The following is a 14,865-nucleotide window of genomic DNA, read 5'->3' on the forward strand; positions in this document are numbered from 1 at the left end:
TGTTTTTGAACAGCCATAACTATTGAGCAAATGAGTGTCTATATTGACATTGTTTTTCGTTTTCCTCCTTCCTAGAATGCAACGAGTCAACAGAAGTTGGCGCATCTCGAAAGGAGCGGGAAATGGAGAAGGTAACGAGAAGGGCTTTTATTGGCGGTATGGGAGCCATCCTTGCCACGGGCGCCGTGGCGATGAGCGGCTGCGCGCCGAAGGACGATGGGAAGCAAGCCGAGCTTTCCGCCACGGGAAGCGACCAGTCGGAAGCGCCGGTGCCGGACGAGACGCTCGAATTTGACATTGCCGTTGTAGGCGCTGGCTGCTCAGGCCTTGCCGCTTGTGTTCAGGCAGCCGAATCGGGCGCATCGGTTATCTGCATCGAGGCGAAGAGCATCGCCGGCGGCGCAGCGGGCGGCGTCGAGGGCCTGTTCGCCGTGAATTCCCAGATTCAGAAAGATCAAAACATCACAGTGTCCATGGGCGAGATGATTCGTACCGAGCTTGAGCAGAACCAGTACCGCAACAGCGGCTTGGTGCTCCGAGATTTGGTGAAGGCATCGGGTGAGGATATCGACTGGCTTGTGTCCAAGGGCGTGCGCTTCGGCAAGGTCGACAACTATGTGGGCTTCCAACCGATTTTCCACTGGTTCGAGACCGGCACGGGCGCCGAGAGCTATATCGTGCCCATGAACGAGACGGCCGTCGGCGAAGGGGTGGAGTTCCTCTTCGACACCCATGCCGACGAGCTCATCTGCGATGAGGGCGGCTCTGTTGTCGGTCTGTTCGCGACGAAGGCCGACGGAACCGTTGTCCAGGTCAATACGCGCGCGGTTATCTTGGCCACGGGCGGCTACGCCGAGCGTCTCGATTTGCTCGCCGAGTTCGGGTACACCGAGGAGAACTGCATCCCCACGACCATGGGCTGCGACGGCTCGGGCCATGATATGGCCATCGCCGTTGGAGGCGCCAGCAATACTTCGAATATGGGCATGCTCGGCGGCACGACGGTCCCCGATCTGCCCGCGTTCTTCGAGGGCGGCTATTTCTGCTCGGTCATGAACTCCCTGGCCAACATTCCCTGGGTGCTGTGGGTGAACGAGCGGGGAGAGCGCTTCGTCAACGAGGACTTGTCCCTGGCGAACCATATGATTACGGCCAACCCCATCCGCATGTGCAAGCAGGCATTCATCCTCATGGACGAAGCCATGATGAACGACTATGTTGCCGGCGACGCTCAGGGACTCAAGGAGCTGGAGGACGGCCAGGCCAAGGGAATCATCTTCAAGGCGTCGAACTGGAAAGACCTTGCCTCGTCGATTGGAGCCGATGCCGAGATTCTCAGCGAGACGCTTGAGAGCTACAACGGTTGCTGCGAGGCCGGCGACGACTCCGATTTCGGCAAAGCCTCGGAGTTCATGCGCCCGCTCTCGATGGAGGGCACGGTGTATGCCGTAGAGATCAAGAGCAGCCTGGGAAAGACCATGGGGTCTTTGAAGACCGACCGCAACTTCAATGTGGTCGACGAGCAGGCAGAACCCATCGCCGGCCTCTATGCTGTTGGCGTCGAAGGCGCGATGATCTGGGCGAACGTCTATACGATGAACATCTCTGGATCGTGCGGCGCCCACAATATCTACTCGGGTCGCACGGCCGTTCTGCACGCGGTGGAGACGCGGCTGTAATCGCGCTCGGCAAGGTACCCTCCCTCTGAGAGGCGCTCTGCGGAGCGCCTCTTTTTACGGGCGCATGCCGCCGGCATCGTAACTGACAGCGTACATGTTGGTGATGGGCGGGTCGTTCACGTCGAGAATCTGCGATTTGGCGTTCATTCTTAGGCTGTCGACAGTGGTGAAGAAGCGCCCACCGCCAGCGCTCCGACGACGAGGCCTTCATCTACGTCCCCTGCCTGAACCGCAGCAAGGCCCACCTGAAGGTCCTCACCGCCGTGCTCGCCCCTTACGTGGGCGATACGGAATAAGGGGCAGCGATTGCCCTCGCGACTTCCAAGGCCAACGGGCTTAGGTCGGGACGCAGGACGAGCACGGAACTCATTTCGAAGGGGACATTGACGAGCGGACGGCGGCACACCTCGTCGTTCACGAGGTCGGCGGCGTACTCGGCTTGGATGATAAAACAGTGATGTCGGGCTGATACCTGGGCCAGCATGAGGTTTCGGTCATGGAGGATAGGTTCACTTAGGATGCCATGGCTGCGAAAGACGGCCTCGTAGAGACGGCCCTTGTAGGGGCTTGTCTGCACCACGGTCTTGCCACGCAAATCTTGCGTGAAATCAACGGTTTGCTTTTGCGCTAGGGGATCATCGCGGCTCAGCAGCACCTCGATCGCCCCCTTGCCGAGGTCGACGCAGGGGATGCCGAGATGATCGGGCGGCCGGATGGTGACCGCGCACTCCATATTGCCAGCGGCTATGGCCTCCCAGAACACGTCGTGATCCCCGTCGACAATTTCGATGCGAAGTTCGCCGTTGCGCTCGAAACGGGAGAGGAGCCGGCGCTTCTGCTCGTAGCCCACGAACATGCTGAGAAGCCCCACGCGCACGAGTTCGGGTTCGCCCTCGATGACGCGGAGCGCGGTCATGCAGTTCTCCCAGGCACGATCCTCCTCTCGCAAATGGCGAAGCAGGATGCGGCCGGCGCTGGTAAGGGTCACGCCTCGTTTCCCGCGGACGAACAGTGAGGTTCCCAGGGATTTCTCAAGCTCGCGCATGCTGCGCGAGAGCCCCTGCCTCGAAAGAAAGAGACGCTGGGCGGCGCGCGTGATATTACCGTCCGAGCAGAGGGTGTAGAAGTAGCGTCGCTGCTCGTCGCTCAACCGAAACATGGTCATGGTCCTCCTCCCTTAGGCCATGGCGTGCAGCGCGGCTTTGGGCGCTGCGTTCCGAAGGGGCCACTATAGGCCCTGGAAGCGCGCCTTGCAAGCCCCCTCACCGACGATGCGAGTTATCTGTGGTGCTCAAGAAGGGTTTCACGAATTTGATCAGGGGTTACGCTATGCGCAACGCTTCTGTTTGCGGATGGACGGCTGGGATTGTTTCTTTTCAACGGATCGGGTCGGACTCTATAGTCGTGCCAACGACGGGCGGAGGGCCCGTTTCGAGAGAGAGGAAATATCATGTCCAATATGACCCGCAGACAGATGTTGAAGGGCTTCGCACTTGGTTCCATCGTGGCTGCCTCTAGCGGTCTGGCCACGGGGTGCGCGCCGTCTTCCCCATTGAGCGACGCCGGAAACGCCAATGGCACAGAAAAGGTTTATCAATTTGCCAAGCGCACAAGTGAGGTATCCGATCGAATTCCTGTCGAGACTGATGTGCTCGTCATCGGCGGCGGGGGAGCAGGGGTGTGCGCGGCTCTGGCCGCCGCTGAAGAGGGAGCGCGTGTGGCCATCTGCGAGAAAACGTCGATGTTTGGAGGAGCGACCGCCCTCTCAAGCGGCAAGATCCCGGCCGTAGGCACCGCGCAGCAGAAGGAAAAGGAAGACAGCGACAGCATCGGCGCCTGCGCCATGGACATCATGCGGCCGAGCAATTACAGCGTGCGGCCCGACTTGGTGTATACGGCTGTGGAGCACTCTCGCGACATCGTGGAATGGACTGAAGGCTTCGGTGCTGTCTGGACGGTGGATGATGCGCTGTACTTCGGTCAGACGGCCTATCGTATGCACACTACCGACGGCGAGGGAGAAGGTCTCATGGACGCGCTGATCGCGAGCCTTGAGGCCGAGGCTGCCATTGAGCCCATGCTCTCCTGCGAGATAATGGGCCTCATTCTTGAGGACGAGGCCGACGTCGTTGTCGGGGCCTGGGGCAAAAAGGGCTCAGAGGACATCGCAATCTTCGCCGGCAACACCGTCCTCGCCACGAGCGGCTTCGCCAACAACCCTGACATGCTCGAGCGCTACTGCCCGGAGGCGACGGGGGCGGTCAAGGTGGTGGCGCCGGGAGCGACGGGCGAGGGCATCCTGTGGGGCGAGGAGCTCGGCGCCAGCCTGCAGAACATGGGGGCTTACCAGGGCCACGCTTTTCACGGAGTCGACAACGACAAGACACTGGAACAGGGTGTCGCCAACAACGGCGGCATCATCGTCAATCGTGATGGCAATCGCTTCATGAACGAGTACGGCGGCTACTCCGAAATGTCGCCCCACGTGCTCGCCCAGCCAGACGGCATCGGCTACCTTGTGTTCACCGACGTCCAGCGCGAGCTGAGCCGAAAGTACCCCGAATGGGAGGAGGCGGGCATCGTCGCTGTCGCCCCATCCGCCGGCGAGCTGGCCGATCTCATCGGCATTAGCCGCGATAAATTCGAGCGCACGGTGACCGATTACCAGAAGGCCTTGGAGGTCGGCATGGACAAGTTCAACCGCGCCCATCTCCCCGCCACCTTCGAAGGACCCTATTATGCCGTGAAGCTTACCGGGGAGATTCGCCACACCCAAGGTGGCGTGGCCACGGACGTCGCCGGCCACGTCCTTCGCGAAGACGGCACGCTTATCGACGGGCTCTACGCGGCTGGAGGCTGCACCGAGGGTTTTTCCTCGCGAGGAGGTGCAGCCTATATGAGCGGCAACGGGCTCATCCAGGCTCTCGTGTTCGGCAAGATCGCTGGTATTGCGGCGGCCACCGAACAGCGAGGTGAGGCGCAGGTGGCTGTCTGGGAAAAGACTGGGATCGACGACTATTTATAGCGTTGGCCAGTGCCCTCTGTGACTCTATCGTGTGGGCGCTCCTCCTTGCTGCTATGTTGCCTTAGGAGGGAGGAGGAGCTGGCCGGTAGTGGTGCCCTCGTTTGGAAAATGTGCTTTTTTGGACTGAATTCTGCATGAGCCCGAGTCTTGCGTTCAGAAAAGCACATTTTCCAGATCGGCGTTTCCAGAAAAGCACATATTCCAGATTGAAGTGGATGGTTCTCGGCTCGCATTTTAATGTCGAGAGATTTCATAGGACGTTGACCTGGTGTTTTCTTGGAATACTCTTCAAGCTATCCCAGCAAAGGTCGAGAGTGACTTGGAAAATGTGCTTTTTTGAAAGGCCGCGTAGCTTCCCCGGAGCAGAGCTTCCAGAAAAGCACATTTTCCAAATGTAATACACTGTCGCTCACCCAGAATGCTGCATGGCAGGGCCGCTTGGGCAGAAACAAAGAGAAAGGCTCTCCGAAGAGAGCCTTTCTAGCTGGAATGCCGCAGCCGCAGGGAGGGGGAGGCCGCAGCGGAGTAAGCGGTTTCGCGCGCGGGCGCTTAGGCCTCGGCGAGTTCGTGGCCGAGCAGGTAACCGAAGGTGATGCAGCGGCCGTGGGAGTTGCCGGCGACGTTGATGGGGTAGTCCACCGCGGTGATGTCGCCCATGATGTTGCCGAGCACGTAGAGGCCCTCGATGACCTCGCCGTTCTCATCCAGGCACTGGAAGTCATTGTTGCACTTCAGGCCACCGCAGACGGCGAGCAGCGCCGGACCGACCTTCAGGGCGTAGAAGGGGCCCTGCTTCACGGGCGTGAGGAATACGGGCTTCTTGTAGTAGTCGGTGTCCTCGCCCGCCTCGCACATGCCGTTGTAGCGGTCCACCGTGGCCGTGAGCGTCGCGGCGTCGCAGCCGATCTTGTCGGCGAGCTCCTCGATGGTGTCGGCCTCATAGGCCATGCCCTGCTCGATGTACAGCGGAATCTGGGTCTTGAAGTACTCGGGGGCCAGCTCAAGATCGCTGCCGTAGGGACGGAAGGAGTCCCAGAACATGCCGCCGCCGTAGGGCAGGCCGTTCACGAGGTCCGTCGGCCAGTTGGCGTCGAAGACCGACCAGGCCTCGCCGTTGGGCTGCTTGTTGATGGCCAGCGACTTGCCCTGTACCCAGGTGTCCTCGCACATGAAGCGCTCGCCGTTGTCGTTCACGAACAGGAAGGGCCCGTGGAACCAGCAGAAGGCCTGGGGATGCATCATCGTGGGGAAGGGGAGATCCTGCAGCTGCGCGCCGACCCACATGCCCATCTTGTGGCCGTCGCCGGTGTTCACGCCGGCCGGGGTGTACTGGCTGCGGGGCTGGCCGTACTCGGCGCAGATGGGGGCGTAGGCTTCGCACATCTCCGGGCTGCCGCCGATGTCGCCGGTGGCGAGCACGACGCCCTTGGCAGCGTTGTACTGTACGTAGCCCTCGGAGGTCTCGCAGATGCAGCCGCACACCTTGCCGGAGTCGTCCTTCACGAGTTGCACGGCGGGGGAATCGAACACGAACTCGGCGCCGTCTTTCACGGCGTCCAGGTAGCACAGCTCGGCGCCGGCGAAGCCGGTGGAGGTGAGGCCGGCCTCTTCGGGGATCATGAACATATGGTATCCCGGCTGCTCCGCGTAGACGTCGTCGTGGCTGTAGAACGCGCCCACCATGGCGGAGCCACCCAGGGCCTCGCACTTGTCGATGAGCCAGTTGGAGGCCTCCTCGGAGTTGTTGAAGAACTTCACGATAAGATCCTCGTTGGTGCGGCTGGCGCACTGGGCGATCCAGTGCTGCTTCGCGTTCACCTTGTCCACGACGATGTTCTGGGCCTCCATGTAGCGCGAGTTGATGGCGCCGAAGCCGCCGCCGCGCCCATTGAAGCTACCCGTTTTCTCGACGACGGTCACCTTGCCGCCCTTCTCGGCCGCAGCGGCCGCGCAGGCGCAGCCGGAAAGCCCGGCGCCGATGACGAGGATGTCGGTGTCCACCGTGGAGGCGATGTCCGTGATGGGCTCGGGCGCGATCTCCCACTCGTAGGTCGCGGTGCCCGTAGCGGGCATGGTGGTGTCGCCGGTGGTTGCGGGCGCGGCGGCATCGCTCTGGGGCGCCGGGGAGCAGCCGGCCAGTCCGGCCACGGCGGCTCCTGCGGCGGCGGTGGCGCCCAGGCCGAAGAAGGCGCGGCGCGACAAACCCTTGGCATTGATTTCGGTCATAGGATCTCCCTTTCTTCTCAGCGCGAAGCCCTCCGCCTCGCGTCTGTCCTTAGGGGAACACCGATCGGAAACGGTTGCGTCTTCCCGTCTCGGCATTGCCCTCCCGCCCTATAGACTGACAAAATGTCAGGTGCCATTCATCTGCCGAAGGGGCTCATTTTCCCCGTTCAGGCAAAAATGAGCCGAAGTGGCCCATAGCCATTTTTGAGTACTTTGGTAGTTTTGGAAGAGAAGGAAACAGCTCGGCCCGCGAGAAGGCCGACTGTGCGCTATGCTGCAGGGCGCGGTTGCGGCCGCGGCTTTCGCGGAAGGTCTTGGGAGGGGCGCTCGATGAGGGAAGCGATGACGGATCGCGTCGCCGATTGGCGGCTTTTGGGGCTCGGCTTCTGGCAAGCGTGGCAGATCGTGGCTATGTGCACGGATATCGTGGCACCCACCTCGGGCAAACTCTTCGACCAAGGGAACGCCCTGTTGATCCTGCTCGTGCTTATGACGGCGGCCTATTTGGCCGTCGTTGTGGCCTCGCGCCGCTATGCCCCCTTCGCGGGACGCGATTCTTCCTACGTGCTCGCGGCGGCGCTTATGGCGGCCGGTACGCTCGCCATGCCTGTTGCCCTGTATTTTCTGGAGGGAATCGTCGGCATTGGTGTGTTCGTGATGGCTGCAGCGTCGGCCTCCCTCGGCAACGCCCTTCTCCTTATTATGTGGGGCGAGCTGTGGAGCGCGTTGGCCACTGGTCGCGTTGGCCGCCATCTCTACGCCTCCTACACGTTTGCGTTCGTGCTGTTTTTCCTGATCTACTTCATGCCCCAACCCGTAGCCGTGATGGCCACGACGTTGCTGCCGATCATCTCGACGGCGGTGCTCTACGCCTGTCGCCACGAGCCGCGTCGCGAGCCGTCGGTGGTGCCTCTTGATGTGCATACCATACCGGTGGCGCGCCTGCTCGTCTGCCTCTTCATCATCAGCGTTATCTGGGGTCTTACCCAGGGCATCGTGGGAACCTTCGCCGAGGGCGACGAGTTCCATATGGCGAAATCGCTTCTTTTGGCCGGCGGCGGCATCGGCGCCATCACGCTTTCCATGGCCGTGACCTCGTCCCCCTCCGAGGCCCTCACCCTGTACAAGCCCGTCATCCCCGCCATGGTGGCGGGGATCGTCCTTCTGCTCTTGCAGCCCGCGGTCTATCCCTTCCTGGGGTCGGGGCTCATCATCATGGGCGTCTACTGCCTTGATATGCTCCTCATGCTCGTCTCCACGGACATCGCCTTCAGGGGGCGCATCCCCGTGGCCCTCTCCTTCGGCGTGGCGATTTTGACGACCCGCGCCGGCACGCTCGTCGGTTCGGTGGTAGCGGACGGATTTCTGTTCGCACCGTTCTGGACGGCCCAGCTGCGTACCGATATCTGCCTGGTCGCGGTGCTTTTGCTTGCCATCATCGGCATGCTGTTCTTCACCATGGCCGACGTGCAGCGGCTCTACGTGACGCCCCGGGCCCAGCGCACCGACGAGTCCCTCGAGCAGAAGTGCGCGGCCGTGGCTGCCATGGGACATCTCACCAACCGGGAGTCCGAGGTGCTCGTGCTGCTGGCCCGGGGACGTTCCGTTCCCTACATCTGCGACGAGCTTTCCATCGCCCAGGGCACCGTGAAGCACCATGTGAGCAATATCTATCGCAAGCTGGGCGTTTACGATCGCCAGGGGCTGCTGGACGCCATCGAGCAGGGCGGCGTAGGAAGATCGGCGCTCGCGTGAACGTCCCACACCCTCTCTCGGGAATGCGTGCGACGCGGGAAGTGGGTGGCTGCAGTTCTAGCTTCGCGCGGCGGCAGGGCGAGTTTGTGCGTTCCGCATACCCTTAGGGCAAAGGTCGGTTATTGTCCCAAAGGGAGTGCTAAAATCCTCCTTACGCTTGAATAGACCCAGGAGGTATCGATGCTCTCGGAGCGCATGCTCACTACCGTCGTCCGCGCCATGACCGACAAGACCCTGACCTTGCATCCCGTGCCCGAGGGCGCGCTTCCCGACCCGGTGCCCGGCCGCCCCTACACGCTTTACGTGCACGTTCCCTTCTGCGAGCGGCTGTGCCCCTATTGCTCCTTCAACCGCTTCCCCTATCGCGAGCAGCGGGCCCGCGACTATTTCCAGGCCCTGTGCCAGGAGATGCGGATGCTGGCCGCGCAGGGCTACGACTTCGAGAGCGTGTACGTCGGCGGCGGCACGCCGACGGTGGACATCGACGAGCTGTGCGAGACCATCGATCTGGCCCGCGACCTCTTCCATGTGAAGGAGGTGAACTCGGAGACGAATCCGAACCACCTCATCCCGGAGTACCTTGACAAGCTGCACGGCCGCATCCAGCGCCTCTCCGTGGGCGTGCAGTCCTTCGACGACGGGCTTCTGCGCCAGATGGACCGCTACGAGAAGTACGGAAGCGGGGAGGAGATCTTCGAGCGCATCGGCGAGGCGGCTCCCTATTTCGAATCGCTCAACGTGGACATGATCTTCAACTTCCCCACGCAGACCGAGGACATCCTCCTCTCCGACTGTGAGAAGATCGCGCTGTGCGGCTGCCATCAGACGACGTTCTCGCCTTTGTACCAGTCCCACGCCACCACGCGCAAAATGGAGCAGGTGCTGGGGAGGATGGACTACGACAAGGAACGGCGCTTCTATCATATCTTGGACGAGATCCTCGCGGGGGGTGATGCGCCCTTCTTCGAGCGCCGTACTTTGTGGACCTTCAACCGGCTCGACGAGAACCTTAAGCGCAAGCAGCATTTGGAAGTGGACGAGTACGCCGTGTCTTACGAGGAGTGCGTGGGCATCGGAAGCGGCTCCATTACGCACTTGGGCGACAATTTGTTCGTGAACACGTTCAATTTGGAAGAATACGGCGAGTTGGTGCGCGCCGGCGTCACGCCACTACTCGGCAAGACCGACCTGCCCCGACGCGACCTCATGCGCTACAAGTTCCTCCTGCAGCTGTACAGCCTGCGCTTCGACAAGCACGAGTTCGAGCGCGACTTCGGCGTGTCGGTGGAGCGCGGGCTGCCCGTGGAGATGGCCTTCATGCGCGCCAACGGGGCGTTTGCCACCGACGACGCTGACGAGCTGACGCTCACGCCGGCGGGCCGCTACCTCACGGTGGTGCTGTACCGTCAGTATCTCGCCGGCCTGAACAACCTGCGCGAACAGGCCCGCGCCAAGCTCCCCGGCGACGAGCGCGACCTCCTGTTCGGCGACGGCACCGAGAAATAGCGCAGCGCACCGAAGACGTCTTCGACCGTTCGAGCAGACCGCTTCCAAAGGCAACGGTTCCGCAAAGCAAGAGAAGGCTCCCGTCATGGGAGCCTTCTCGTTGGGAGGGGAGGCAGTTGGGCTAGGCCTGGGTCGTTGCCTCGATGTCGGCGCCGGCGGCGTTCATGCCGGCCAAGCGACCGAAGGTGAGGGCGGTGCCCAGGGAGATGCCGGCCACGGTCACGGGGTACTCCACGAGGTAGCGGCCGCCCTGGACGTTGCCGGTGGCGTAAAGGCCCTCGATGGGGGCGCCCTCGGCGTTCAGGGGCTGCAGCTTCTTGTTCACCTCAAGGCCGCCCATGAGCACGAGCATGCCCGCGCTGCCGAACGGATAGGCGTAGAAGGGCGGTTCGCTGACGGGGAACAGGCGGCGCGGGTCCTTGCCGAAGTCGGCATCGTGGCCGGCGGCGCACATCTCGTTGTAGCGCTCGATAGAGGCCTTCACCGCGTCGACGGGAAGGTTGCACTTCTCGGCCAGCTCGTCCAGCGTGTTCGCCACGACGAGGCCCTCGGTGCCCTCGACCATCTCCTGGGTGGTGTAGCCCAAGCCGAAGCCTGCGAGCACAGTGCCGTAGTTCGCGACCTCCTCGGCGGGGATGAAGTGGTTCACATAACCGTGGCCGTCGGGCATCTTGTCGATCTCGGTGGGCCACTTGCTATCGAAGATCTGCCAGGAGCGCAGGTCGTTCGCGCCGCTTGCCGGGTTCGGGCCGGCGGGCACGCGGGAGAGTTGGTCGGCGATGTTCTGACCCGGGATGTCCTCGTTCATGAAGCGCTCGCCGTTGATGTTGAGCTGCAGGTAGCCGTCGACGCCGAGGGGGCCGCCCATGTGGTGGGTCATCGGCGCGTGAGGCCCGAGCTCCATGTGCGCGCCGGCCCAAAGCCCCATGAGGTGCCCGTCGCCGGTGTTGCCGACATTGCCGGCGGCGTCCATGGTGGTGTAGAAGCTCATGAACTCGTTGGCCCAAGGCACGAAGTAGTCGCGCATGTCCTGGTTGTTGCCCCAGTCGCCGGTGGCGAGCACCACGGCTTTGGCGTTGATCTGCGTGTAGGCGCCATCGGCGTCGTGCACGTAGGCGCCCGTCACGCGGCCGGCGTCGTCCACGATTAGCTGCTCGCCCCAGGTGCCGTAGATCATCTGCGCGCCCATGGACTCGGCGGCGGCCACGGCGGCCTCCAGCGTCCACTGCATGTTGGGGTTGGTGGTGATAGTGCCGTGGAAGTAGGGGTAGTACTCGGTCTTGTAGTCGTAGCCCTCAAGCGGCGGGAAGCACTTCGGACGGATGTAGCAGGGCTTGTCGGTCTCCTGATTGGCGGCGGTGCTCTTCAGCACCTCGAAGTCGGCGCCCTCGACGAACCAGTCGAAGTCCTCGCCGGAGTGATCGTACCAGTAGCCGAGGAAGTCGGGCGTGGGGCGGTAGCACATGTCCTTCATGAGCTGGTTGACGATGACGTCCTTGCCGGCCCACTCGATGCCGAGATCCTTCTGGATCTTCGAGCCGATGACGCCGAAGTCGCCGGCCATGGAGACGGCGGCTAGCTCCGGGGACTTCTCGACGGCGATGACCTTGGCACCCTGCTCGGCCGCAGCCTTGGCGGCAGCGCAGCCGGACAGGCCCAGTCCGATGACGAGCACGTCGGCCTCGAGGGTCTCGGCCACCTCGGCGGGAACCTCGGGCGCGACCATGAAGTTGGGCACGAACTCGCCCGGGGCGGTGCTGGCCGCAGGGGTCGGCGCATCGGTGCCGGTCGCAGCCATAGGCTCGCTCTCGGCGGGGGCGGCCGGCGCGCAGCCGGCGAGGCCGGCGGCTCCCGCGGCCACGGCGGCGGTGGCGCCCAGACCGAGGAACTGACGGCGGCTGAATTTCTTCTCCATGGTATCCCTCCCTTGGGAACGGATGGCGATCGCATCTTCTCGCGTCGCCTTTGACGAGGGCGACTTTACGGTCATTGGGCGGGGAAATCTTCACCAGATCGGTGGTGAAATCTCGGGATGCGGTCTTGCCGCCGCTTCACCTGAATCGGGTGAAGCCTGAGTTTTCCCAGGTGAAACGTGGCGACTGCTTGCGACTTCTGAAAAAAGAGATATCTGCGGCTTTTCGACTGCCCCGGCAATTTCCGTGAAAGCCGGGCGCACTTACCCTATACTGGGGTGGGGAGGGATCTATGGATCACGTAAGAAACATACTGAGCAGTTTGAAGGGCCGAGGCGCCGTCTTTTTCGGCGGCTATGCCCTCTACCTCGTATTCAGTTTCATGGCCTTTCATTCCGCCACGCTCACGTCCGTCTCTTTGGCAATCGGTCATGACGGCAACGTCGTTTTCTCGGCCAGCGCCATGGCGGCGCGCATCGGGGTCTGCGCTCTGTGCGTTGGCGTGGTCTGGCGCCTCGGAACGAAGGGGCGCCTGGCCGCTCCGCGGCCGTTCGAATGGACACTTCTCGTCGCCGCCATTGCGTTTTTGCTGGGCGGTATGCTCGTGCTCGCCATGGTCGCGAGCCTCGCCGATGCCGTAGAGGCTTCCAAGATCACGGTGTGGCTGGGAGTGTCCGGGGCTTTGCTGGGATGCGGCGATGTGCTCGTGACGTTCCTCTGGGCGCGGTTCTCCGCCACGCTCGATCTGCGTCAAGTGTATTTGTACGTGACGCTGTGCAACGGTGCGAGCCTCGTGCTCTACTTTGTCGCCACGCTGCTTCCCGGTCCTGTCGTGCTTCCCTTGGCCGCGGCGCTCTTCCTCGCATCGGCCCTCGCTGCGCAGCGCTCCCTTGTCCTGCGGGGCGAGGAGGACGGCGGGTGGACGCTCGATCCCACTGTGGCGAGGGCGCTCTTCCGCGATCTGTGGCATCCGATCCTTGGCACGACGATCCTCTGCTTCATGGGCGGCCTCATGCTGCAGATTTCCGGCTTGCAGGACATATCCCTGGGAACGTTCCAGCAGACATCGCTCTGGGCGAGTGCGGCGGCCATCGCCTGTCTGCTCGTGCCGGCGCTCGTCGTGCGCAAGCTGCCCAACCTCACCCGTGTCTACTCGGTGGCGCTTCCCGTTTCGGCCGCAGGCTTTCTGCTGCTGCCGCTCATTTGGAACGCGGCGGGAGGCATCGTGAACGCCTTCGTTCAGGTGGGCGCGATGGTGGCGGGGATTATCCTGTGGTGCATGCTCGCCGATGCCGCCCATCGCACGCGCACCTCTCCGATCCTCTTGTTCTCCGTGGCCTTTCTAGCGACCAGCGCCGCCCAGCTTGCCGGAACGCTGGTGGGGTGGGTCAACGCCGAGACGCTGCGCCAGGGCGACCTTGCGCTGACGGCCATTGCCCTCGTGTCGGTGTACCTGCTGCTTCTGGCCGCCATCGTCCTGTTCCGCAATCGTTCGGGTGCACCAGGTGCCGCGATGGCGGAAGAGGGTGCGGACTTGCCTGTCACGCCAGAGGAGGCTCTCTGTCAACGGTGTGCCGTGCTGGCCGAGCGTTACGGCTTCACGCCGCGGGAGAGCGATATCTTTCTTCTGCTCGCCCAGGGCTACACGATGCCCGCTATAAGCGAGCGTCTGTTCGTTTCCGAGAACACCGTGAAGTCCCACGTGAAGCGCATCTACCAAAAGCTCGGCATTCATACCCGCAGCGAGCTAATCGACCTGGTGAACCAGGCGGGGGATTAGGGCTTCGAAGACTTCTGCTCCCCATTTTGCTCCATAGTCCCGATACGCTTCCAAAGAAACAAAAAAGCCGGACATGATGTCCGGCTTTCGAATTCTGGTCGGGTTGACAGGATTTGAACCTGCGGCCCCTTGACCCCCAGTCAAGTGCGCTACCAAACTGCGCCACAACCCGTTGGTACTTTTGAGCTTCCGCTCAAGCAGCTTTGCTATGATAACCCGACCGTTGCATCATTGCAAGAGATTTTTTCCGAACGGTCTTTGGCTGGTTGGAAGAGCTCTGATGTTTCCCGTCCCTAACTACCTTTCGCAATTATATCGGAGGTCAATAATGCAATAGAAATACTCGATGATCTCAGCGTGTTCGAAATGGTAGGCTATTTGCAAACTGGTTTTGATGCTGCCGTTTGAGCTACGGCGCAACGAGGAGGTCACCATGGAAGTTATCGTCGCGTCGGAGCCGATGGACTACGAGATTCGCGGGATGTACCGGTTCGCCACGCTGCGGGAGGGGTCGGGACTGGCCGAGGCCGTGCGCGACCAGTGGCCCGAGAACCCGCGGCTGCTCATGATCGCCGCAGAGCCGGAGAACGACACGTACACCGAGAACCTCGCCATGGATCTGGCCACGGCGCTGGTGAAGGCCGATCTGCCGGTGGGGGAGCTGCGCGTGCTCCAGCGCGAGACGGCCGACGTCGCGGCCCAGCTCATCGCCGGCGCCGACGTCCTCGTGCTGGCCGACGGCGAGGGGGAGGACGCCGACGATAAGCGCGCGGCCTTCTTCGGCGAGCTGGACATGCCGGCGTTGCTTGAGGACGCCAAGGACGGCGCCCTCGTTATCGCGCTCAGCGAGACGGCCCGAGACGCCATCCGATAGCCCTGCTGCTGCGCGATCTCGGATCGGCGCGGCTTTTCGTTGCCTCGGCTCACGGTTGCCCAGAGGCGCGTTCCGGGAAAAATCCAGGCACTTTCCATCGTCCGTGA

At 62.5% G+C, this 14,865-nt stretch carries 9 protein-coding genes and 1 tRNA gene; 6 read left to right on the top strand and 4 right to left on the bottom strand.

What is annotated here, in order from left to right:
* The first annotated feature begins 122 nt into the window (after positions 1-122).
* On the top strand, positions 123-1,679 hold the full coding sequence (locus tag AEQU_RS05155) for an FAD-dependent oxidoreductase (protein ID WP_022739869.1): 1,557 nt from the start codon (positions 123-125) through the stop codon (positions 1,677-1,679).
* Between the two features lie 274 nt (positions 1,680-1,953).
* Here the strand turns inward: AEQU_RS05155 and AEQU_RS05160 are convergent, their stop codons facing one another.
* Complete coding sequence (locus tag AEQU_RS05160) at positions 1,954-2,844, bottom strand: LysR family transcriptional regulator (RefSeq protein WP_022739870.1); 891 nt, start codon at positions 2,842-2,844, stop codon at positions 1,954-1,956.
* Positions 2,845-3,129: 285 nt separating this feature from the next.
* On the opposite strand from AEQU_RS05160, the gene AEQU_RS05165 reads away from it, so the two are divergent.
* Positions 3,130-4,704, top strand: coding sequence for an FAD-dependent oxidoreductase (locus tag AEQU_RS05165; RefSeq protein ID WP_022739871.1), 1,575 nt, complete (start codon positions 3,130-3,132; stop codon positions 4,702-4,704).
* Positions 4,705-5,253: 549 nt separating this feature from the next.
* On the opposite strand, the gene AEQU_RS05170 is transcribed toward AEQU_RS05165, so the two are convergent.
* A complete protein-coding gene (locus tag AEQU_RS05170; protein WP_022739872.1) occupies positions 5,254-6,930 on the bottom strand; it encodes an FAD-dependent oxidoreductase in 1,677 nt (558 codons plus the stop codon).
* A gap of 342 nt (positions 6,931-7,272) precedes the next feature.
* Here AEQU_RS05170 and AEQU_RS05175 point away from each other — a divergent pair, with 342 nt between their 5' ends.
* Positions 7,273-8,685 carry a helix-turn-helix transcriptional regulator gene (locus AEQU_RS05175; protein ID WP_022739873.1) on the top strand — a complete coding sequence of 471 codons (1,413 nt, stop codon included), beginning with the start codon at positions 7,273-7,275 and terminating at the stop codon, positions 8,683-8,685.
* Positions 8,686-8,865: 180 nt separating this feature from the next.
* Positions 8,866-10,191, top strand: a complete 1,326-nt coding sequence (locus AEQU_RS05180; RefSeq protein WP_022739874.1) for a coproporphyrinogen III oxidase family protein — start codon at positions 8,866-8,868, stop codon at positions 10,189-10,191.
* 121 nt (positions 10,192-10,312) lie between these two features.
* Here AEQU_RS05180 and AEQU_RS05185 read toward each other — a convergent pair whose 3' ends face one another.
* Positions 10,313-12,106, bottom strand: a complete 1,794-nt coding sequence (locus tag AEQU_RS05185) for an FAD-dependent oxidoreductase (protein ID WP_022739875.1) — start codon at positions 12,104-12,106, stop codon at positions 10,313-10,315.
* 290 nt (positions 12,107-12,396) lie between these two features.
* Here AEQU_RS05185 and AEQU_RS05190 point away from each other — a divergent pair, with 290 nt between their 5' ends.
* Entirely contained in the window at positions 12,397-13,884 is a 1,488-nt protein-coding gene (locus AEQU_RS05190) for a helix-turn-helix transcriptional regulator (RefSeq protein ID WP_022739876.1), read from the top strand.
* Positions 13,885-13,979: 95 nt separating this feature from the next.
* On the opposite strand, the gene AEQU_RS05195 is transcribed toward AEQU_RS05190, so the two are convergent.
* Positions 13,980-14,056 (bottom strand) — tRNA-Pro (locus AEQU_RS05195).
* A gap of 261 nt (positions 14,057-14,317) precedes the next feature.
* Here AEQU_RS05195 and AEQU_RS05200 point away from each other — a divergent pair.
* Positions 14,318-14,758 carry a hypothetical protein gene (locus AEQU_RS05200; RefSeq protein ID WP_022739877.1) on the top strand — a complete coding sequence of 147 codons (441 nt, stop codon included), beginning with the start codon at positions 14,318-14,320 and terminating at the stop codon, positions 14,756-14,758.
* Positions 14,759-14,865 lie beyond the last annotated feature (107 nt).

The organism is Adlercreutzia equolifaciens DSM 19450, assembly GCF_000478885.1.
In the GTDB taxonomy this organism is placed as follows: domain Bacteria; phylum Actinomycetota; class Coriobacteriia; order Coriobacteriales; family Eggerthellaceae; genus Adlercreutzia; species Adlercreutzia equolifaciens.

Bases quoted from the DNA above. Each gene is read 5' to 3' on its own strand.
- AEQU_RS05155 (WP_022739869.1), top strand. From the start codon at position 123: ATGGAGAAGGTAACGAGAAGGGCTTTTATTGGCGGTATGGGAGCCATC.
- AEQU_RS05160 (WP_022739870.1), bottom strand. From the start codon at position 2,844: ATGACCATGTTTCGGTTGAGCGACGAGCAGCGACGCTACTTCTACACC.
- AEQU_RS05165 (WP_022739871.1), top strand. From the start codon at position 3,130: ATGTCCAATATGACCCGCAGACAGATGTTGAAGGGCTTCGCACTTGGT.
- AEQU_RS05170 (WP_022739872.1), bottom strand. From the start codon at position 6,930: ATGACCGAAATCAATGCCAAGGGTTTGTCGCGCCGCGCCTTCTTCGGC.
- AEQU_RS05175 (WP_022739873.1), top strand. From the start codon at position 7,273: ATGACGGATCGCGTCGCCGATTGGCGGCTTTTGGGGCTCGGCTTCTGG.
- AEQU_RS05180 (WP_022739874.1), top strand. From the start codon at position 8,866: ATGCTCTCGGAGCGCATGCTCACTACCGTCGTCCGCGCCATGACCGAC.
- AEQU_RS05185 (WP_022739875.1), bottom strand. From the start codon at position 12,106: ATGGAGAAGAAATTCAGCCGCCGTCAGTTCCTCGGTCTGGGCGCCACC.
- AEQU_RS05190 (WP_022739876.1), top strand. From the start codon at position 12,397: ATGGATCACGTAAGAAACATACTGAGCAGTTTGAAGGGCCGAGGCGCC.
- AEQU_RS05200 (WP_022739877.1), top strand. From the start codon at position 14,318: ATGGAAGTTATCGTCGCGTCGGAGCCGATGGACTACGAGATTCGCGGG.